At 48.3% G+C, this 20,261-nt stretch carries 22 protein-coding genes and 1 pseudogene; 9 read left to right on the top strand and 14 right to left on the bottom strand.

Annotated features, from left to right (window positions below; genetic code table 11):
* Positions 1-162: 162 nt before the first annotated feature.
* Positions 163-540: an STAS domain-containing protein gene (locus tag P4D80_RS14815; protein WP_421654775.1), complete on the bottom strand. Its 378-nt coding sequence runs from the start codon at positions 538-540 to the stop codon at positions 163-165.
* 636 nt (positions 541-1,176) lie between these two features.
* Here P4D80_RS14815 and P4D80_RS14810 point away from each other — a divergent pair.
* A complete protein-coding gene (locus tag P4D80_RS14810; protein WP_421654774.1) occupies positions 1,177-1,839 on the top strand; it encodes a DedA family protein in 663 nt (220 codons plus the stop codon).
* Between the two features lie 15 nt (positions 1,840-1,854).
* Positions 1,855-3,246, top strand: coding sequence for a UDP-N-acetylmuramoyl-tripeptide--D-alanyl-D-alanine ligase (locus P4D80_RS14805; RefSeq protein ID WP_421654773.1), 1,392 nt, complete (start codon positions 1,855-1,857; stop codon positions 3,244-3,246).
* Here the strand turns inward: P4D80_RS14805 and P4D80_RS14800 are convergent.
* Together P4D80_RS14800 and P4D80_RS14795 are read right to left on the bottom strand one after the other, a co-directional pair.
* Positions 3,230-4,150: a thermonuclease family protein gene (locus P4D80_RS14800; protein ID WP_421654772.1), complete on the bottom strand. Its 921-nt coding sequence runs from the start codon at positions 4,148-4,150 to the stop codon at positions 3,230-3,232. The genes P4D80_RS14805 and P4D80_RS14800 overlap by 17 nt on opposite strands.
* An 83-nt stretch (positions 4,151-4,233) precedes the next feature.
* Positions 4,234-5,763 (bottom strand): tetratricopeptide repeat protein, encoded by a 1,530-nt coding sequence (locus P4D80_RS14795; protein ID WP_421654771.1) that lies wholly within the window; start codon positions 5,761-5,763, stop codon positions 4,234-4,236.
* A gap of 154 nt (positions 5,764-5,917) precedes the next feature.
* Between P4D80_RS14795 and P4D80_RS14790 the strand changes: the two genes are divergently transcribed.
* Positions 5,918-6,505: an antibiotic biosynthesis monooxygenase gene (locus P4D80_RS14790; RefSeq protein WP_421654770.1), complete on the top strand. Its 588-nt coding sequence runs from the start codon at positions 5,918-5,920 to the stop codon at positions 6,503-6,505.
* A 68-nt stretch (positions 6,506-6,573) separates the two neighbouring features.
* Positions 6,574-7,269 carry a serine/threonine protein kinase gene (locus P4D80_RS14785; RefSeq protein ID WP_421654769.1) on the top strand — a complete coding sequence of 232 codons (696 nt, stop codon included), beginning with the start codon at positions 6,574-6,576 and terminating at the stop codon, positions 7,267-7,269.
* A 220-nt stretch (positions 7,270-7,489) separates the two neighbouring features.
* Here the strand turns inward: P4D80_RS14785 and P4D80_RS14780 are convergent, their stop codons facing one another.
* The 10 genes from P4D80_RS14780 to P4D80_RS14735 form a co-directional block, all read right to left on the bottom strand.
* Positions 7,490-7,672 carry a hypothetical protein gene (locus tag P4D80_RS14780; RefSeq protein ID WP_421654768.1) on the bottom strand — a complete coding sequence of 61 codons (183 nt, stop codon included), beginning with the start codon at positions 7,670-7,672 and terminating at the stop codon, positions 7,490-7,492.
* 3 nt (positions 7,673-7,675) lie between these two features.
* Positions 7,676-8,875: a tryptophanase gene (locus P4D80_RS14775; RefSeq protein WP_421654767.1), complete on the bottom strand. Its 1,200-nt coding sequence runs from the start codon at positions 8,873-8,875 to the stop codon at positions 7,676-7,678.
* A 10-nt stretch (positions 8,876-8,885) separates the two neighbouring features.
* Positions 8,886-9,053: a hypothetical protein gene (locus tag P4D80_RS14770; RefSeq protein ID WP_421654766.1), complete on the bottom strand. Its 168-nt coding sequence runs from the start codon at positions 9,051-9,053 to the stop codon at positions 8,886-8,888.
* Positions 9,054-9,269: 216 nt separating this feature from the next.
* Positions 9,270-9,527, bottom strand: coding sequence for a hypothetical protein (locus P4D80_RS14765; RefSeq protein ID WP_421659537.1), 258 nt, complete (start codon positions 9,525-9,527; stop codon positions 9,270-9,272).
* A 15-nt stretch (positions 9,528-9,542) separates the two neighbouring features.
* Complete coding sequence (locus P4D80_RS14760; RefSeq protein WP_421654765.1) at positions 9,543-9,896, bottom strand: hypothetical protein; 354 nt, start codon at positions 9,894-9,896, stop codon at positions 9,543-9,545.
* Positions 9,874-10,911 (bottom strand): hypothetical protein, encoded by a 1,038-nt coding sequence (locus P4D80_RS14755; RefSeq protein WP_421654764.1) that lies wholly within the window; start codon positions 10,909-10,911, stop codon positions 9,874-9,876. The genes P4D80_RS14760 and P4D80_RS14755 overlap by 23 nt, the downstream gene beginning before the upstream one ends.
* 74 nt (positions 10,912-10,985) lie before the next feature.
* The gene (gene kbl, locus P4D80_RS14750) at positions 10,986-12,173 is read right to left on the bottom strand and encodes a glycine C-acetyltransferase (protein ID WP_421654763.1); all 1,188 of its coding nucleotides are present in this window, start codon (positions 12,171-12,173) and stop codon (positions 10,986-10,988) included.
* 36 nt (positions 12,174-12,209) lie between these two features.
* Positions 12,210-13,184 (bottom strand): NAD-dependent epimerase/dehydratase family protein, encoded by a 975-nt coding sequence (locus tag P4D80_RS14745; protein WP_421654762.1) that lies wholly within the window; start codon positions 13,182-13,184, stop codon positions 12,210-12,212.
* A gap of 14 nt (positions 13,185-13,198) precedes the next feature.
* Complete coding sequence (locus P4D80_RS14740) at positions 13,199-14,473, bottom strand: cysteine desulfurase-like protein (RefSeq protein ID WP_421654761.1); 1,275 nt, start codon at positions 14,471-14,473, stop codon at positions 13,199-13,201.
* Between the two features lie 204 nt (positions 14,474-14,677).
* Positions 14,678-15,358, bottom strand: a complete 681-nt coding sequence (locus tag P4D80_RS14735; RefSeq protein WP_421654760.1) for a 2OG-Fe dioxygenase family protein — start codon at positions 15,356-15,358, stop codon at positions 14,678-14,680.
* 974 nt (positions 15,359-16,332) lie between these two features.
* On the opposite strand from P4D80_RS14735, the gene P4D80_RS14730 reads away from it, so the two are divergent.
* The 5 genes and pseudogenes from P4D80_RS14730 to P4D80_RS14710 form a co-directional block, all read left to right on the top strand.
* Positions 16,333-17,142, top strand: a complete 810-nt coding sequence (locus P4D80_RS14730; protein ID WP_421654759.1) for a DUF1338 domain-containing protein — start codon at positions 16,333-16,335, stop codon at positions 17,140-17,142.
* Between the two features lie 176 nt (positions 17,143-17,318).
* A complete protein-coding gene (locus tag P4D80_RS14725) occupies positions 17,319-17,660 on the top strand; it encodes a phycobiliprotein lyase (RefSeq protein ID WP_421654758.1) in 342 nt (113 codons plus the stop codon).
* A 46-nt stretch (positions 17,661-17,706) separates the two neighbouring features.
* Positions 17,707-17,931: a transposase-like zinc-binding domain-containing protein gene (locus tag P4D80_RS14720; RefSeq protein ID WP_421654756.1), complete on the top strand. Its 225-nt coding sequence runs from the start codon at positions 17,707-17,709 to the stop codon at positions 17,929-17,931.
* Positions 17,932-18,048: 117 nt separating this feature from the next.
* Complete coding sequence (locus P4D80_RS14715) at positions 18,049-18,315, top strand: hypothetical protein (protein ID WP_421654754.1); 267 nt, start codon at positions 18,049-18,051, stop codon at positions 18,313-18,315.
* An 84-nt stretch (positions 18,316-18,399) separates the two neighbouring features.
* Positions 18,400-18,668: pseudogene (locus P4D80_RS14710) on the top strand (IS1 family transposase); the annotation flags it as partial.
* Positions 18,669-19,138: 470 nt separating this feature from the next.
* Here P4D80_RS14710 and gap read toward each other — a convergent pair.
* On the bottom strand, positions 19,139-20,188 hold the full coding sequence (gene gap / locus P4D80_RS14705) for a type I glyceraldehyde-3-phosphate dehydrogenase (RefSeq protein ID WP_421654753.1): 1,050 nt from the start codon (positions 20,186-20,188) through the stop codon (positions 19,139-19,141).
* Positions 20,189-20,261: the final 73 nt, after the last annotated feature.

The following is a 20,261-nucleotide window of genomic DNA, read 5'->3' as shown; positions in this document are numbered from 1 at the left end:
CAATAATGGGCAAGCTAGGATACTCAGTGCTCAGTTATCGGCTCAGTATCTTGAAAGAGTGAGGCCTGTGATGATAGCTCTAAATTGCTGATGAACCAGCAGAAATTGACCAAGAATTCTAAACCCCATCTCCATCTATCTACCCACCTACGGGCACTGTCCCTATGCAGCAACAGGTTTAGCGGTAGGCCAGGAGCCCTGGTCGGAACCCTGTAGAACTTCTGCGGTTGCTTCCGAAAAGGTATCAAATAGCTCGAATACTGAGTCTAACTGAGTAATTTCGAAGATTAACCGGACTGAGGGACGCACGTTGCAAAATACCAGACGGCAGTTTTTCCGATTGGCCGCATTTAATCCACTGACCAAAGATAAAAGACCTGCACTGTCAATAAAGTCTACCTGAGCCAAGTCAACGATACACAGATTAAACCGTTCTGGTTCAATGGCCAGCACCTGCTGTTTGAGATTCATTCCTGCATGGGCATTGAGTTGCCCCTGGGGTTGAAGCAAAACGAACCTGTTCTCATGTACGAATTTCATATTCATATAACCCAGTACGTAGTGTTATTGACAGTAACTAGCAAAATCTCAAACATAGGCAGTGATGGCACAAGCCAATTCCTAGAATAGCCAGACTTGAGATTACTGAGCCCACAGGGAATAATTCGGAAGTTATTGAAGTGCTTAGTTATCTAAGTAGAATCACAGTGATTTCAACAAAATATAGAACTTACTTCGCTGAAAACAGTGTGCTTCTCGGTAACTTTACGCAATCTTTAATTTCTGCTCAGATAAGACTCTAATCCATCTGCTTTTAATAAACTTCATACTTTCGACAGAAAACCGTATTCCTCGACACTTAGTTCTTGAACAGAGGATTTTTAGGACCGAAATTCAGTGGGGGCTGACTGCAAAAACCTGAAATACAGTCATTTTCGGGTGCTTTGTAGTTATAGCTGTCGCCAGGTAGTTACTAGGACATCGAGTTCAGGGGAGTGGGGGCTTCGCCTCCAACCAGGATTTTCACACCTGTACCCCGTCCTGAGTCTAGTGGCTATGGCGACATAACAATTCCTTTAACAAGTCAATCAGCAGAGATTCCGCACGATTGACAGATTTTGTAAGATCACGCCAAGATTGAGACGGGATGATAACGTTTTGTAAAAGCCTTTCTGCATGTCTGAACTGCTATCGCTAGAGAGAATAGAAGAGATTGCCCAGCAGTATGGTTACTGGGCAGTGTTTTTGGGGATTTTGCTAGAAAATGTTGGACTTCCCATTCCTGGAGAAACGGTGACACTGGCAGGCGGCTTTTTGGCCGGGAGCGATCAACTGAACTACTGGATCGTTTTAGGTGATGCGGTGCTGGGTGCAACTCTGGGTGGTAATTTGGGTTACTGGGTAGGCCGATATGGGGGATGGCCGATGCTGGTGGGGATCGGTCGGATCTTTCGGGTTCAGGAAACCCAGTTGGTATCGCTCAAAAATCAGTTCAGTCAGAATGCGGCGAAGGCGATTTTTTTGGGGCGCTTTGTGGCCCTGCTGCGAATTTTTGCCAGTCCACTGGCGGGGATTGCTGAAATGCCCTACCCAAAGTTTATGCTCTATAATGTTCTGGGGGCGATCGCCTGGGCATCTGTAATGGTGACCCTCGCTTATTTCGCCGGGCAAATTGTTCCTTTAGAGAAGCTGGTTGAGTGGGCTAGTCGATTTGCGCTGTTAACTTTGCTGATTGTGGCTGCATGGATTGTGGTTCCAATCTGGTTGGAGTCTCGTAAGGCGAAGGGAATTGCGGTAGAAAACCAACCATCTGAGGATCAGGCGGTTGAAGGACAGTAGGACGGTAAATCAGTAATGCCCTGTCGTGCGACGCTAGCTCAGTTGACCGCCGTTCTTAATGCCACGCCAGTGAACCTATCGGCAGCCGCTCTGGCTAAGCAAGCGGAGGGGATCACAACCGATACTCGTAGTCTGGCTCCGGGTGAAGTCTTCCTGGCCTTGAAGGGAGAGACCTTTGACGGACATGAGTTTGTTACTGAGGCAATGCAGCGGGGTGCGATCGCCGCGATCGTGAGTGTGGATTCAGCTTTCAGTGCCCTGCGATCCAAAATGCTACCGACCACTCCATTTCTGACAGTGGCTGATACCCTGGTAGCCTATCAGGCGATCGCCCGCTGGTGGCGTGACCAGTTTACAGTCCCTGTGATTGCCGTAACAGGCTCCGTCGGCAAAACCACCACCAAAGAACTGATTGCTGCTGTTCTATCCCACTCCGCATCCCCCATCGCCTTACTTAAGAGTCAGGCAAACTACAACAACGAGGTTGGTGTTCCTAAAACTCTGTTAGAACTGGGACCGGAGCATCACTATGCTGTGATTGAAATGGGAATGCGGGGTCCAGGAGAGATTGCCTTATTAACCCGGATTGCTTCTCCGGATATTGCAGTCATTACCAACGTGGGTACGGCTCACATTGGGCGGTTGGGATCAGAGGAGGCGATCGCCCAGGCCAAATGTGAACTGCTGGCGGAAATGCCCCGCACGGGTACGGCCATTCTTAACCATGACAATCCGCTGTTGCTGAAAACCGCAGCATCCGTCTGGCAGGGAACAACAATTACCTATGGACTGGAGGAAGGGGATGTCCGTGGTCAATTGATCAGTCAGGGAACGTTGCTGGTGGAAGGGCTGGAGTTACCCTTACCCCTCCCCGGTCGGCATAATGCTCTAAATTATCTGGCCGCGATCGCCGTTGCAAAAGCCCTGGGAATTGATTGGTCACCATTGGCTCACGGGCTAACCGTTGATCTGCCAGCTGGACGGGCGCAACGCCATGAATTACCGGAGGACATTGTGCTTCTAGACGAGACCTATAACGCGGGACTGGAGTCAATGCTGGCGTCCCTGGAGCTACTTGCCCAAACCCCTGGCAAACGGCGAATTGCCGTGTTAGGAACCATGAAAGAACTGGGGGAGCGATCGCCAGAATTCCATGAACGGGTAGGGTTCGCTGTCAGGCAACTTAATCTGGATCGATTGCTGATTTTGGCTGAAGAACCCGAAGCCAGTGCCCTGACAGCAGGAGCCACCCCCTTACCCACGGAACGGTTTACCACCCATGAAGCACTCACAGCTCGCTTACAGGAGATTGTAAAACCGGGCGATCGCTTGCTGTTCAAAGCATCCCGTGCGGTTGGCCTTGATCAAGTGGTCGAAGCACTGCGTAACCCTAAGGCTGGTCAGTGATCTGGTCGATGGATGTCACCTTTAATTGAACAATGGGTGGTAAATCCTGGCGATTCTGGAACAATTGCAGAGCACCCGTGACATAGGCATAGTTACGTCGTGGATGGGTAACATCGTCAGATAAATAGCGGTTAACCAACAATTCCATCACCTGCTGGCTGTTTTCGCGCTCCAGGTCAGCAATGAAAACCTGGAAGGGTTGTTGCTCAGAGCCAATATCAATAATCAGATGATTGCCGCGAATTCTCTTAAAACTCCTGAGTTCTGTGAACACAGTTGCCTTCTTCTTATCCTTTGCCAGTTCAATGAGCCTGGCATAGTCTAAACGGGTATTCAGTATAGTGGGCATCGTCACCTTGAGCGATCGATACTCATCAATGACCGCAGCCCGAAGATGCCACCAGGTTGTCAACAAAGCGTAATTGTTAATTTCTGAGCCATTCGCTTGAATCTGATCCCAAATGCCCCGCCGTTCAGATTGGGCTTCACGTTCTGCCTGAATATAGCGCTGATGGTATTCTGGAAAATTAACATTACCGTATTTCACGAAGTAAGGACTATACCCCTCCAGAATCATGTGTTCCTGGTAGTCCTTACCATCTTTATGTACAAAAACCAGTAATCGACCATAGTTGTCGCGGTACTTTTCCAGGCAAACCTCTAGCGGTTCGGATCCAGCAAACTCCAGAGTAATTTGCGAGTTGATTGGGAAAAACTTTTGAGCCGCCTGCTTTGCTGCTTTACCGTGGGGAGTTACAGGTTTTGTACTGCTGCCACGATTTGATTCCTCAGTATCCAGAGCTGAGATGCGGAGGGATTCCTCTTTACCATCAAGTCGAACCCGTAGAGTATCACCATCCACTACACGCAAAACTGTAGCATTGACTGTTGTTCCATAAGTCATAGGGTCATCCCCATACATGGGCAAATTTGCACTTCCATATTGAACGGGGTTTTCCTAAGATGGTATTCCCCATCCGGGTACTTTTAGGAGGAAAGTCGGCGTAGCTCCTGAGCAACCTGATCACAAACTACAGTCCAGGCATTACGGTGAGGTTGACGAAACAACCGGGCGCTGGGATACCAGGGGCTATCTTCTCGGTACATCAACCAGCGCCAGTCGGGAGTAAAGGCAAGCAGTATCCAGACCGGTTTTCCCAGGGCCCCGGCCAGGTGGGCCACTGATGTGTCGACAGAGATAACTAGATCGAGTTGGGTGATCGCCGCTGCCGTATCTGCAAAGTCATTCAGTTGCGGTCCCAAATCCTGGATGGGCAATTCTTCGATTTCCGCCAACTCAGTGCTGTGGGGTCCTTTCTGAAGGCTATAGAAAACAATCTCCCTGGTGGTTAAAAACCGCCGAAATTCCTGAACCGGGCAGGAGCGATCGCGGTCATGCCGATGGTTTGGATCGCCACCCCAGACAATGCCAACTTTGAGGTGGGGCGATTCAGGCAGGGGAAACAGGGAAATCGAAGGCGGAGATAGGTAGGGAATGGAGGCGGGAATTGTTTCTAAAGTGGTGCCAAAGATGAAGGGAAGACTCAGGATGGATGCTTGCACATCAAAGGAAGGGAGGGAACTGTCCGTTGCAATCACGGTTTCAATCCCTGGAATGGACTGAAACAATCGCACGAGGGCTGGCTGGCACTCCAGAATGACTCGCCCACCTCGCTGGGCAACCAGGGGTGCGTAGCGAATGAACTGGATGGTGTCGCCTATACCTGCTCCGGTTTCGGTGTAGAGCAAAATGGATTGGCCATTCAAATTAGAACCATCCCAGGTCGGTTGGGAAAATGTCCGGCTGGATAAGCTCAAACGCCAAGGATCATATTCGGCAAATCCCTCACCCAGGTTGCCTGAAATGAGTTTTGCTCGAATGCGGCTTCCTTGCAGCTTGATGTGATTTGGAAACTGATTGATCGCCCCATCCAGTAATGCGATCGCCTCATCAATGCGTCCCTGTTCTTGCAAAGCATCACCTAAATCTCGGTAGGCTTCGGGATTATTCGGTGTAAGCTGCAAAGCAGTTTGATAGTGGGAGGTGGCCTGCTCTAACTCGCCCCGCTCTTTCAGAGCATGAGCCAGATTGCTGTAAGCCTCTGGCAAATTTGGGTTGAGGCGAATGGCTTTCTGGTAACGGGCGATCGCTGCTTCCAGTTTTCCCTGCTGTTGAAGTGTCACACCCAGGTTGATGTTGGCATTGGGATTATCCGGCTTAATTCGCAGAGTTGCCTGGTAGTGAGCAATCGCCGCGGCTAAATTTCCCTGCTGCTGAAAAGCTGCCCCCAGATTATTATGAGCCTCGGCAAAGTTGGGTTGGGAGGCAATGGCTTGCTGATAAAGGGCGATCGCCCCGTCCAGATTCCCCATTTGATGGGCAATCAATCCCAACAGGTACAGCGCATTTGGGTGATTGGGTTGTTGCTGCAACACCTGACGGTAGAGATGTTCAGCTTCCTGCAACTGCCCTGCCTGGTGATGTTGCATTGCAGTGGTAAGCAGATCAGCAATCATTGAAGGCAAGAAAGTGGTTGGCCATTATTGTAAGTGGTAAGCGTCCGGTGATCGATCCGATATCGGAATAAGTAAAAGGTTTTCGGTTAAGCGCTTATTGCTTAAACCAACATTTTATCTGAGCATAGGAATGGCTTATCCCATTCCCTGACTCATGCCGAACACCCAACAATCCTCAGAACCCATCACCCTCGTTATCTCAGAAATCGTTGAGCCCCATCGCATTCAAGAATATGAAGCCTGGACTGCGGGAATTAACCGGGCTGCCCAGCAGTGGGAGGGATTTCTTGGGGTCGAAATCATTCGTCCACGGGATCATGATTATCCCGAATACGTCATTATTGTGAAATTCGACGCCTATCCCCATTTCAGAAACTGGGTGGCGTCACCAACCTACCGAAAATGGATGGAAAAATCACGGGATTTAGTCTCGCGGCGATCGCTGCAACAGCTACCCAGCAGTCTGGAACTATGGTTCACCCTGCCAAAAAGTATGCAGCGCAAAATGCCCCAGCCCGCCTATCATAAAAAGGTTATTTTGGGCGTACTGGCTGTATACCCCTTGATTTTGATTGCTAATGCATTACTGGGTCCGTTCCTGAAAGTTTTTCATCCACTGATCGATTTACTGATCTCAGTCACCTTTGTATCTGCTCTGTTGACTTACCCAGTTATGCCCTGGTTAACAAAGTTGCTTAATTTCTGGCTGTATCCCTCGTCAACAAAATCACATCTCAAGTGAAATGTTGCCAGTGGGTTAGCTGCTGAGTTACCTTTGTGTCTTCTCCATTCCTGCACAGAAGGTTTTGCATGAATCGGCTGATCGAGAGCATCCATCAAGAACTCCTGCCTGGACTCCAGATTGAGAGCCTTGATCCTCATAATCCAGTAGTAGTTCATCAATTTCCCCCTCCCTGGCAATTACTCGGAACCGGCAATTATGCCGCTGTTTTCTACCATCCCGATTACCCCGATCTGGTTGTGAAAATTTATGCTCCTGGGCGTCCGGGTTTTGAGGAAGAACGGGAGGTCTACTGTCGCCTGGGGTCTCATCCTGCTTTCTCGGAGTGTGTGTATTCTGGAGAAGGCTTTTTAGTGCTGAAGCGGTTGCGTGGAGTTACCCTCTACGACTGTCTGCATCTGGGAAAGCGCATTCCAAAGCAAGTCATTCAGGATATCGACCAGGCATTAGACTATGCTCGCAGCCGTGGCCTTTATCCCCATGATGTTCATGGACGCAATGTCATGATGTTTGAAGGTCGGGGACTGGTGGTGGATATTTCAGACTTTCTGCATGAGGAAACCTGCTCCAAGTGGGATAACTTGAAGCGGGCTTATTACTGGCTGTATCTGCCAATCCTCTCACCACTGCGACTGCGAGTGCCCTACTTTCTTCTCGATATTGTTCGCTGGGGCTATCGGTTTTACTGCCGCTTAACAGAACGGCGATCGCGCTCTCAAACACTCAAACAATCTGATTCTCCCGGCTTGCCAGTGAAAGAGTAGCTGACGCTAAGAGCTATACCAATGTTTTATGAAGCTGTACATTATCAACCTCCGGCTGTCGCCGTCCCCCTTACCAAGGGGGACTACAGAGGGTTCTGATTCTACGCATCCTCATATTGAATTGGTATAGCGGTAGTCATTATGGTTAGGACGGGGTGCAGGGGTGGAACCCCTGGCTGGGGGCGAAGCCCCCACTCCCCCTTTTACCAATTAATGATGACTACCTACTTACTCCTTCATCCCAATCAAATTGGGCACTGAAATGTCTCAAGTAGGGCGGTTCACTCACAATTTTGAGTCCACGAATCGATTCACGGTTTTGCCAGACCTGGGCGATCGCCTCAATCACATAATCCATATGGGATTGGGTATAAACCCGGCGGGGAATGGCGAGCCGCAGCAAATCCTATTTTGCAGGATGTTCCATTCCAGTATGGGCATCCCGGCCAAACATCACCGTTCCCACCTCTACGCCACGAATTCCAGCTTCCAGGTACAGTTCCACCGCCAGAGCCTGCCCAGGATATTGGAGTGGTTCAATATGAGGCAAAAATCGACGGGCATCAATGTAAACGGCGTGCCCTCCAGCGGGACGAACGGTAGGAATGCCCAATTCATGTAATTGATCCGCCACGTATTTTGTGGAACAGATGCGGTAACGGAGATAGTCTTCATCTAACACTTCATGCAACCCGACGGCGATCGCTTCCAGGTCCCGTCCCGCTAACCCACCATAGGTCGGAAACCCTTCCGTCAAAATTAACAATCGCCGCAGTTCTTCTGCCAGCGATTCATTACGGGTACATAAAAAGCCGCCAATATTCGCAAAGGCATCTTTCTTCGCCGACATCAAACATCCATCGGCATAGCTGAACATTTCTTGCACAATTTCACGCACCGACATAGCATCATAGCCGGACTCACGCTGTTGAATGAAATAAGCATTTTCAGCGAACCGACAGGCATCAATGTAAAGGGGAATCCCATGAAAATGAGCCAATTTACTCACTGCCCGAATGTTCGCCATCGAAACGGGTTGTCCGCCACCGGAATTGTTTGTGACTGTCAGGAGAATCACGGGAATGTTTTCGGCTCTAACTTCTGCAATCAATCTTTCCAGTGCAGCCACATTCATATCTCCCTTGAAAGGAGACTCCATTGTCAGATCACTCGCTTCGGAACAGGGAAGATCGATCGCCCTCCCCCCTGCTGCCTCGATATTGGCGCGGGTTGTGTCAAAGTGCGTGTTGTTGGGAACGCTCATTCCTGGCTGAATCAGCACACTGGTAAACAAGCGCTCTGCGGCTCGTCCCTGATGGGTGGGAATGACCTGCGGAAATCCAAAAATCTGCTGCACGGTGGCTTCAAAGCGATACCAGCTTCTGGCTCCAGCATAGGATTCATCCCCCCGCATCAGTGCGGCCCACGCCTCGGCTGACATGGCTCCCGTACCGGAGTCGGTGAGCAGGTCAATCATTACATCTTCAGCTCGCAAGCGAAACAGGTTGAGTCCTGCGGCCTGCAAAGCCTGTTCCCGTTCAAAGCGATTGGTGAACCGGATTGGTTCAACCATTTTGATCCTGAAGGGCTCAATGACTGTTTTCATTGTTCAAATTTCATTGTTCAAATTTGATCTTGAATTGATGGGCTAAAATTGCTAGAGCAGTGGCCAGGAGTGAAGCTAACATGGCTGTGAAGGTTTGCTGGACGGTTGGGGCAGTCGGAGCGATCGCAATTGCCCAGGCTGTCAGCAGGATGGCGATCGCGATTAAGCTCTGCTTCAACCAGGTTTCGGTTTGATGAGCTTGTTGGCAGGAATGGCAGAGGTAGGTGTGGCGGATGTGGCGATCGCTGAGTAACTCCGGATCGGTGGACGGTTCTACAACAAGCTTCGCCGTGGCATAGCCCTGATAAAACGGAAGTGTTCTACCGAACCGATCCAGCCACTTCGGTACTCAATAGCAAATAAATCCAATGTTTTGAGGGACAGATAGAGGTCTTTAAGATAACTGCCGGTATGGGCGACCTGTTCTTGCTGACCCATAAATCAGAAACAAATCCTGCTCAAAGGTTTTATTCATCTTCAGATGAGTTAGCCAGCGGGGTTTGAATATCCATTTCCAGAGTGCAACATTGTGATAACCTCGAACAAGCACACGACATCGCCCTTTGTCCACTGGCAGTGAATAAAAGGTTAAGCCAACCCGCCAACCAAGCTTGCCAAGATTAAAGGTATAATTCACCATATTGGGGGCAATAAACTCAACGGAGTGTCACGGTTCATTCCCATTTCGGGTATACCGCCATCGCCCCTGAATTCCTTGCAGGTTACTCTGGATCACTTCCATTTCCAGCGGTTGAGCGTGTTCCCGTTTCCCCTGGGTGCCATGATGGCTGATATCTGCATGGGCCGGGTCAATTACGTTTTCAATCAAATAGGTCTGGTCGTAGGGCAAATCAATCATAAAGTCGGTGTAGACCCAACCCGGTTGGTCTAAAACGACCAGGTTGGGGATCTGTTGTTCATCGGCAGTTTCTGCTTCCCCAGCCCAGATCCAAACAATGCCCTGTCGTTCACGGGCAACCAGCGATCGCACACGGGCATTACGAGGAATCGCTGTTTCCACTGGTAACTGAGGAATGTGAACATACCGTCCCTCTCCGTCGAATTGCCAGCCGTTTCCGGCGGTTGTAGGGTTGCCGCACAATACTCTTCCACGTTTCTGTAATATGATGTTCAAACCGAACTAAATTTTCCAAACCCAATTCTTTGCGGAATTGAGCAGTAATTTCAATCATTTCGTTGTCAACCGAGTTGCTCCAGTTAAAACCTACAAGCGGTGTACTACCGTCCTCTCTGGCGAATAATTGAGCTCCCAACAGTGTCCACAGGGCGGAGTAGGGATTGTCATTTCCCATAAACACGGAAATCTTAAATTCAACATCAATCCCCAGGCGATAAAGCAGATAGCCAAGCAGGACGGTGCCAGGATTCAGGTTTAAAACCTGCCGGATGCCGTAGTGGGTGTAGTAGTAGAGATATTCATCCAGCCATTGGAGAGCGTGTTCGTTGGGCTGGCCGACTCCCCTAAAATAGCCGGTAATGGTTTCAGGTCCGCCTAAATGTAAATTGGAGCCATCCGTTCCTTTGGTGTCTAAAGTAACGACAAAACTGGCACCAATGATTTCTATGGCAGCAGCGATCGCAGGTAGATCTCCATCCATTTCCTGCTCTTTCATCTTGCGCACCTGAATGAAGCGTCCCGGCATGAGAGAACGCTGGGCGATCGCTCGTTTGGCAATGGCAATCACCCAGGGAAAGTATTGACAGGCGCTAATTTCCAGCGTTACAGCTAACTCATCGGTAAAGGTCTGGCGATCGACATTTTCTCCCAAGACCTGACGGCGATAATCGGCAATACTAATGAACGCTCCGGCCTTAGCCTGATCCTTCAACCAGAGCAGATCGGTAAAATAGTCCGGTCGAGTTTGCTCAACCCGTCGCAGCAGTTTTGAAAGCTCCACTGCCTGTTGTGCCTTTTCATTGATCTCTTCTGGAGTACCATATTTTGCAACAACATTCAGCAGATCATTAACTGCCCTCAGATCGGGTTTGATTAAAACCTGATTGATAACATCCAATCGTTCAGGTGAAATTGTAAGTCGTTCCTGAAGATGTTTTAATTTTTAACTTTGCATTTTTAATTTTGAATTTTCTAGATAATTTCATATTGTTTTCCAATGTGCGTAAACGCTTCCACACACCGATCCAGTTGTTCTCTTGTATGAGCCGCCGAAAGCTGAACCCGAATTCTGGCAAGACCTTCAGGTACAACGGGATAGCTAAATCCAATCACGTAGATCCCTTCATCCAGCAAATCCCCTGCCATTTCCTTTGCCGTCTGGGCATCGTAGAGCATGATGGGCACAATCGGGTGAATGCCGGGTTTAATGTCGAAGCCGCGATCGCCCAGTTGCTTCCGGAAGTAACGAGTATTCTCCATCAGGCGATCGCGCAGTTCACTGGTTTCATCCAGCATATTCAGCACTTTGAGACTGGTATGGGCAATCATCGGTGCCAGCGTATTGGAGAAGAGATAGGTGTGCGATCGCTGCCGCAGCAGATTAATAATGTCCTGACGTGCCGCAGTAAAACCGCCGGATGCTCCACCCAGAGCTTTTCCTAAAGTACTGGTAATAATATCAACTCGCCCTATCACCCCCCAATGTTCAATTGACCCACGCCCCGCTCTACCCAATACCCCCGTTGCATGGCTATCATCCACCATCACTAGGGCATCATACTTTTCAGCCAGATCGCAAATTTGCTTGAGATTAGCAATATCCCCATCCATGCTGAAAACACCATCCGTAGCAATTAATCGGATTCTTGCCGATTGAGATTCCTGTAACGCATGTTCCAATTCCTGCATATCACCATGGGCAAACCGATAGCGCTTGGCTTTGCATAGCCGGATGCCGTCGATGATGCTGGCATGATTCAGAGCATCACTGATCACGGCACAATCCGCATCCAAAAGCGTTTCAAATAGCCCGGCATTCGCATCAAAACAGGATGTGTAGAGAATGGCATCATCCGTGCCAAGAAACTGAGCAATTTTTTTTTCCAGTTCTTTGTGTACCGTTTGTGTTCCACAAATAAAGCGCACCGAAGATAACCCATAACCGTACCTGGCAATCCCCTCCTGCGCGGCTGCAATAATTGCCGGATGGTTAGCGAGTCCGAGATAGTTGTTAGCACAGAAGTTAATCACCTCCTGCCCACTCTGAAGCCTGATCTCAGCCCCTTGGGGAGAGGCTAACACTCGCTCCTCTTTAAACAAACCCAATTGGCGAATCTCATCCAGCGTTTTCTGAAAAGGAGAAGGAGTGGTAGTTAGCATGGTTGGAACTCCGAGTTAGTTGTTAGTTGTTAGCTGCTAGAGAGGGGTGGATGAGTGGATGAGTGGATGAATGGATGAGTGATGGAGTGGATGGAGTTTCGTTAGCATGTCTTCCACGATCGCTGCTAAATCGTAACGATGTTTCCAGCCCCAATCGGCCCTTGCTTTGGAATCATCAATGACTGAAGGCCAGGAGTCGGCGATCGCCTGCCGGAAATCGGGTCTGTAGTCACAAATGAAATCAGGCAGATGGTTTTGAATTTCTTTCACCAGTTCTTCTGCTGAAAAACTGACGGCTGCGACGTTGTAACTGGAGCGAATGGTGATGGTTGTGGAGTCTGCTTGCATCAGCATGAGAATCGCTGCGATCGCATCCGGCACATACATCATTGGAAGCCGGGTTTCGGGGCGAACAAAGCAGGTGTAGTGACCATATCGGAGAGCGCGATCGAAAATTTCGACGGCGAAATCGGTGGTTCCTCCTCCTGGCGGAGCGCTATAGCTAATAATGCCGGGTAGGCGAAGGCTGCGAACATCTACTCCCCAACGGTAGGCGTAATAGTGACAGAGGAGTTCCCCCGTTACTTTGGTAATGCCGTACAAAGTGGATGGATCTTCTACGGTGATTTGAGGAGTATCCAGCTTGGGCGTATGGGGACCGAATACGGCAATGGAACTGGGAAAGAAAACTTTTATGCCATAGGATTTCGCGATTTCCAGAACATTTCTCAAACCATTGATATTAATATCCCAACATTGGTCTGGATGATGTTCACCTTTAGCCGACAGTAAGCTTGCCAGGTGATAGATAGTGTCGATTTGGTAGCGTTTGACTATGGCTTCAAGTTGGGGTTGATTAGTTACATCCAAAACTTCATAGAGAAAGGAATCTCCTTGCAAATGGGAACGCCCACTTTCAATCACCTGATCATCCCCATAATGTTGACGCAGAGCCACTATAAGGTCACTTCCAAGCTGACCTCTGGCTCCCGTCACTAAAATTCTGTTCATTCCGGTCGTTCCTTTTAATGAGTAAGGGATGCAGTGGTTTTCACTCGATTAGCCAATGCATCTAATTCGTTGAGTAGTCGATCAATTTCTTCAACGGTGTTGTAGTGAACGCATCCAATTCGCAGCAGTCCGCCACGGGATTCAATGCCTAAAGTTTCTGTTAGTCCCAGGGCATAAAAGTTACCATTCCAGGTGAAAATGCCACGATCGCCCAGTGCTTCCGCAGCCTCTCGTGGAGTATACCCATCGATTTGGATGCCAACAGTGGGAGTTCGCCAATCGAAGCGATCGCGATCAGTGATGCCGTATACTCTGATTCCAGGAATTTCTAACAGCCCAGGAATTAACCGCTGGCTCAACTCTTGTTCATAGGTGCGAATGGCATTCATCCCGGCTATCAAGGCTGCACGACGGCTGGAAACCCCTGGCGATACCTGGCGACCAATTTCAGCCAGGTATTGAATAGTCTCTATCAAACCCGCCATTCCTTCGTAATTTTGCGTTCCTGTCTCCCACCGGTACGGCACCTCATCGGGGGCAGGTTGCACTTTGTAAGGACGTAACTGCGCTAGATGTTCACGCTTGCCATACAGAATGCCAATGTGGGGACCAAAGAATTTGTAAGCAGAACAGGTGAGAAAGTCACAGTCCAGCGATCGCATATCCATCACGCCATGAGGAGCATAATGCACCGCATCGACAAACACCATCGCATCAACCTGGTGAGCTAACTGAACAACTCTAGCAACATCATTGATCGTACCTACCGCGTTCGATGCGTACCCGACCGCTACTACGCGAGTCCGCTCATTTAGAAGGCGTTCTAGATCAGTCAGATTGAGAGTACAATCTTCAACCTGAATATCCATAGCATGAACCACAACCCCCCGTTCTTCCAGCACTTGCCAGGGAGATACATTGGCATAGTGATCCAGTTTGGTCACAATGATTTCGTCACCCGCTTGCAGTTCCCGTGCGATCGCCCGACTCATAGAAAAAGCGAGGGTGGTCATGTTTGGACCAAACACGACTTCATTACCCTCGCATCCCAGGAAGTCCGCAACTGCCTGCCGCGCGGAAGTAATTAATGCATCCGTTTGCACACTGGTTGCAAATGCTCCATGGGCATTGGCATTGGCATGAATTAAGTAATCACCCATGGCCTCAATGACTGTGCCGGGTACCTGGGTTCCACCGGGTCCATCCAGGAACATCGCTGGTTGCCCATGAATTTCCTGAGCCAACGCGGGAAACTGATTACGGATCCAGCCAAGATCAAGGTCAGCCATAAGGGAGTCCTGTTAAATGAGTGCGGGGTGAGGGAGTAGGAAGAGGAAAGGGGAAAGAGGAAAGAAGACAGGAGGCAGGGATTGGGGACTGGGGGTTAGAGATTAGGAAACGAGAATTGGGACAACTCAGAACTCAAAACTCAGAACCCATCCACCCATCCACCCCTTCACCCCACTTCTCGCTTAACTAAATAACCATCAACTTTATCGATCCTCTGAGGGAAACAGGCCGGGGCAGGTGAATACAAATACATCTCTCACGCCCTGTTCTACTCCACTGGTGGTGACAGGAGAGGTGTAGTGGAAGTACTGATCATCGCGGAATACCAGGAACTCGCCGGGGTGGAGAACTTTGCTGATGACAGGGCGTCCATTTTTTTCTTTATAAAGGTGAGTTTCGCCCCCTTCAATTCCTTCCCGATTGCAGGAAAAGATGCCAACTAAATCTACTCCATCTCTGTGAATACCTTCAGGCGCCGGGTTGCCGATTTGTTGGGAGGTTGCTGTTGTTCTGATTTGGTGTACAGCGACTTCATTGTGCTTGGTACAGAGTTGACAGAACTGGAAGAATTCCCAGATTACTTTTTGAAAATCCTCCAGTTCAATTAAACCGTCTTCCAATTCTTCGTATTCCCTCACCACGTCACCCAGTATGGGGTTATATTCTTTAGATTGAAATAAGCGTCGGTGGGGAAGCTTGATTAAGCGATCGCCAGAAATTTGAAAGTGAGAAAGTCGCCGAAAGCGATAGTTACCTTTCAGGTAGGGATCAACTGGAAGATTGTTAAAGAACAGCTTGAACTGATCAACATTCATTTCAGTCAGCATTTCTAAAACATAACTAGCCAGGCAATTGAATTCTTTCGGCTTGGATAAACTCAACATACTTTATCTTCCTCAACTTAAATCAACATCAGCAGAAAGGGTTGCTTGAATATTGGGGCAAACTGCACTTGTATTCAAACAGAATGAATACTCTACAGGTTTTATCAGCAGCAAAGAAGTACTTTATCCTACACTTTTATCGCCAAGTAAAATAAGTAACCCAAAGAGAGGACACGGAGAGAAATAATGAACTCCTAGAAAAATAACATTGTCGGAAACATGAGCCAGGCCAAGTAGTAGCTTCTCTCGAACGTGAGAGGCATCTCTAATTTGTTGATCAGTAGCGACAATAACTGTTAGCTCTTTTCAAGTCAGGTAAATCAGATTGGACTTTACATTGCAACATTCCTCAAAAAGTGAAACTTTATAACTACCACTCGATCTCTATAGCCCTCAGGTTCTATAACCAGTAGGGAAGACAGAAACCATTGTGGTAGAAAGTACCTTTTATCCATTGGTTCAAATAAAGCTGGCGATGCCTCAGGTGTTATGCGATCGCTTAAGTGACAACTTTATTTTGAGTTTCCACTGATTTAATTGTAGTTATATTTTTTAGGGTTGTCGATCCCCGGCAGATTAGAGTCAGGTTTTTACAGATTCTTTATTATTTCCCATCCTCAACTCAAAATCCTGGAGGCTTTTCTGCAAAGGCAAATCCTGGGTAAATGCTCATCTTTTCTATCAATTTGTTAACAATTAACCTTTTTAGAAATAGTTATAACAGGGCTATCTCCTCTCTGATTTGTAGTAGTCGGATTGAAGGAGATGCTTTGAAGAAGCTTAAGAAAAATAGGAGAGAATGTCTAACACCAGGCGAAAGGTTTGAAGAAAAATTGACTTGCTTCTGTCAAGTTTGTTTCTCTATCCAGAGGAGTAACACTTTAAAAAAAGATACGGTAGCTTTACACAAAAGCTACGATAAGGGGTTAGTTCTTTTTTGAGAAATTATCTTAAAACCTTGCTGGAGCGAACTTATGAATCCAGCCACTTTTTTCAGCCATCTCTGGCAAGACTATGTTCAGCTGGCACCCCAAGCAGCACGAATTCAACAGGTATTTCGCGATCGCGGCGAACCCATCGTCAACGATCATGTCACAATTCGCACTCTTAATCTGGAACCCATTTCCTTGGCTGCCTTGGAACCTCATCTATTGGCTGTGGACTATCAACAATTTGAACCCTATCAGTTTCCAGACAAAAAATTTGATGCCTGGAGCTATATACCACCAGATGAAACTCTCCCCCGCATCTTCCTAAGCGAACTGGACTGTGCAGCACTGGCCCCAGCATCACAATCCATCCTTCAGCAAATTTGTCTCCAGTCCAACCCGGAACAGGTCAACAATATTGCCATATTTTGGGCTGGGCGTTTGTGGCAACCAATTTCCTGGAGTGACTACCAGACCCTGCTACAAGAGAGTGAATATGCTGCCTGGGTAGCTGCTTTAGGTTTGCACGCCAACCACTTTACACTCAGCGTGAATCATCTGCGGCAGGTTTCAACGTTGGAATCTGTCTTACAGATCATTGACGAGCTGGGGATTCCACTTAATGAAGCAGGTGGACGAATTAAAGGCTCTCCGGCAGTCCTGCTAGAGCAGGCTTCTACTCTGGCTGATCAACTCCCAGTTGAGTTTGCAGATGGAGAAATACACTCAATTCCAACCTGTTATTACGAGTTTGCCTGCCGCTATCCGATTGCTGATGGCAAGCTCTATCAGGGGTTTGTCACCACCAGCGCCGATCGCATCTTTGAATCTACCCATGTAAACCCACCTAAATAAAAAAATACCCCCTGGAGGTAATGGCAGATTGAGTAAGCGTACTTCAAATTAGAGATCAGTAGCTCTGAATAAGTAGAAGAAGAAAGAAGCGGATGAGTAAATGGGTGGGATCACCCCCTCCCCTTTATCCGTCCACCCATCCACCCGCTCCTCTCTCTACCATTGAGGTCAATCCCATGACTTTACTCTTAACTGAACCCACATCTGATTCGCTCAAGCATCAAAATAATCACTTTCATAACTTGATGCAGCAGGCTGTAGGAACCTGGCAAAGCAATCGAGTTTATGAATCTGTAAAAACTGGTAAAGTTGTTCAGGTTTCGAGCCTGTTTACGGTTACTTTCAATGAAACCGAGCAAGCTTTTCTGGCTGAATTGCACAACCTTGATAGCAACACTTTTCCCCACTTGATGCAGGTAGAGTGGAAAAGTCATGATGTTCTTACAGGACAGGCATTGAGTGAAGGCAAAATGCTGATGGGTTATCACGATGGACTGCTCGGTTGTGCGTCAGGTTAATGTGGGATTGGTAGAGTAGAAAAGAACCTTGACTAGAAGCAAAGCGATGGAATGCCCTCTATGCGGTCATAGTAAAGCTCATAAACATGGCAAGATGCCCAATGGTCATCAACGGTATCTTGGTCCTGCTTGCCGCCAAACCTTTTGTGAGGGGTTTGACAGTCTCTACTACCGTCGCCATGTCAGTCCTGAACAGATTCGCCAGGTTCTGCAAATGCATAGTGAGGGCAGTAGTTTACGAGGCATCAGTCGCACCAATGGACTTGCCTAGTGGACTTGCCTACAATACCGTCGTTAGCATCGTGCGCTCTGCCAGCCAAAAAGCACAATTGGTGCATAACCAGGAGGTTCAATCCGTCAAGACGGAAGAAGTTTGTGCCGATGAGATGTGGTCATTCGTCTCAAACAACAGAAGCAATGCGCTAGCGAGGAATTGAAACGGGGAGACAGTTGGATTGGGTTGAGCCTTGCTCAATCTAGCAGCTTGATGCTCACCGCCTGCGTGGGTAAACACACCGATGAATTCATTGAGCAGTTAGTTGTGAACACTGAAGGAAAAACGGATTGCAAACAATTCAACACCGATGATTGGGGCAGATACGAACGAGTTTTACCGTCAGAGATCGGCCATTATAGCGGTAGTCATTATGGTTAGGACGGGGTGCAGGGGTTCCACCTAGCTGGGGCGAAGCCCCACTCCTCTCTAATTCCAATGTCCTAACGCACCCGCGTAAAGTTATATATTGGCAAAGATAAAACACAGCGGTTAGAGCGGACAAATGGAACGTTAAGACAACAAACCGGACAATGGCATCGACGACAGACTAAGTTTAGCTTAAGTTTAGCAAGGTCTGGGAACAAACTAAAGTAACCATACGGTTAGGCGTGAGTTATTTCAACTGGATTTGGCAGCATAGCCACTTCAAAACCAACGCTGCTCAGCGGGCGGGATTGACAACCCGATTTGGGAATTGGCACGACATTACTATATATCCCACATTAATCTGACGCACTATCCCAATTTTGTTTGCCCTGAAGATCTGCCAACGTTTGAGACAAAATGGTCCCAGATGAATCAGCAAAACCGGGTTGAATTCTCGGTTCGTCTTCAAAACCGCCCGAATAGCTTCTTCTATGCCGCTCTAACGACTAATGTAATTCGAAAGCAGAAAGGGGAAGTGCTTCATTTACAGTGGCTTTTACGGGATATAGCGGTAGTCATTGTGGTTAAGACGGGGTGCAAGGGTGGAACCTCTGGCTGGAGGCGAAGCCTCCACTCCCTCTCTAATTCCAATGTCCTAACGCACCTGCGTAGAGCTATATAACAGAACGCAAGCGAGCAGAAGCTGCCCTGGAAAATCCTAACTATAATCCCTGTCTCGATCTCCCTCTGTTTCATTTCAACAAGGGAGAAACGGTACTTTTGAACGTCAATCTGTTTGGTTAGCGTCGGAAGGGGTTGTGATATATACCTGAGCTTATCGAGTCGCTGCCAGTGCTTTCTCCGAAATTCCGTCTTTCTTTGCCATCTCTAACAGTAGATCAATCACCCGGCAGGAATAACCCCACTCATTGTCATACCAGGAGACCACCTTAAAGAAGTTTGAATTTAGCTCAATCCCGGCTTTGGCATCAAAAATGCTGGAACGCGGGTCTGTGCGGAAATCCATCGATACCACTTCTTCATCGGTGTAGCCCAAAATGCCAGAGAGATCACCTTCTGAAGCATCCTTCATTGCAGCACAAATTTCTTGATAGCTAGTGGATTTGACTGTCTTAAAGGTCAGGTCTACCACCGATACATCTGGTGTTCCAACCCGGAATGCCATGCCTGTGAGTTTACCTTTCAGTTCTGGTAACACCAGAGCAACCGCTTTTGCTGCCCCTGTAGAAGAAGGAATAATATTTTGCACAGCGCCGCGCCCACCTCGCCAGTCTTTTTTGCTGGGGCCGTCAACGGTGGGTTGAGTGGCAGTCATCGCGTGAACTGTGGTCATCAGTCCTTCGGCAATACCAAAGGTTGAATGGAGTACTTTTGCGACGGGTGCAAGGCAATTGGTGGTACAGCTTGCATTAGAAACAATCACATCCTTTGCGGGATCATACTCATGATGGTTGACCCCCATAACAAAGGTGCGAACCTTGTCTGGATCTTTGGTAGGAGCTGAGATTACCACCCGTTTTGCGCCTGCCTTGAGGTGATTTTCTGCCCCTTCGTAGCCCGTGAATAGACCTGTTGATTCAACTACATAATCAACGCCCAGCTTGCCCCAGGGTAGTTCTGCCGGGTTTTTGACAGACATGCAGGGAATAAACCGCCCATCCACCACCATCCCGTCTTCGCGGGTATCAACAGAGCCTTTGTACATACCGTGAGTCGAGTCGTACTTGAAGAGATAGGCGAGGTTGTCCGGTGGTACCAGGTCGTTAATTCCAACAAATTCAATATCGGGGTGGGTAATCCCGGCACGCATCACCAGGCGTCCGATCCGACCAAATCCGTTAATACCAATCTTTAAAGTGGACATCGCTAATACTCCTATCAAAATCGAATCTATTGGAGAGGTAAGCGTAGAGCCGAGATATTTTCTGCCAGAACTA

The organism is Leptothermofonsia sp. ETS-13 (assembly GCF_049200465.1).
Lineage (GTDB): Bacteria > Cyanobacteriota > Cyanobacteriia > Leptolyngbyales > Leptolyngbyaceae > Leptothermofonsia.
This window is presented reverse-complemented; position numbering and strand designations above follow the sequence as displayed.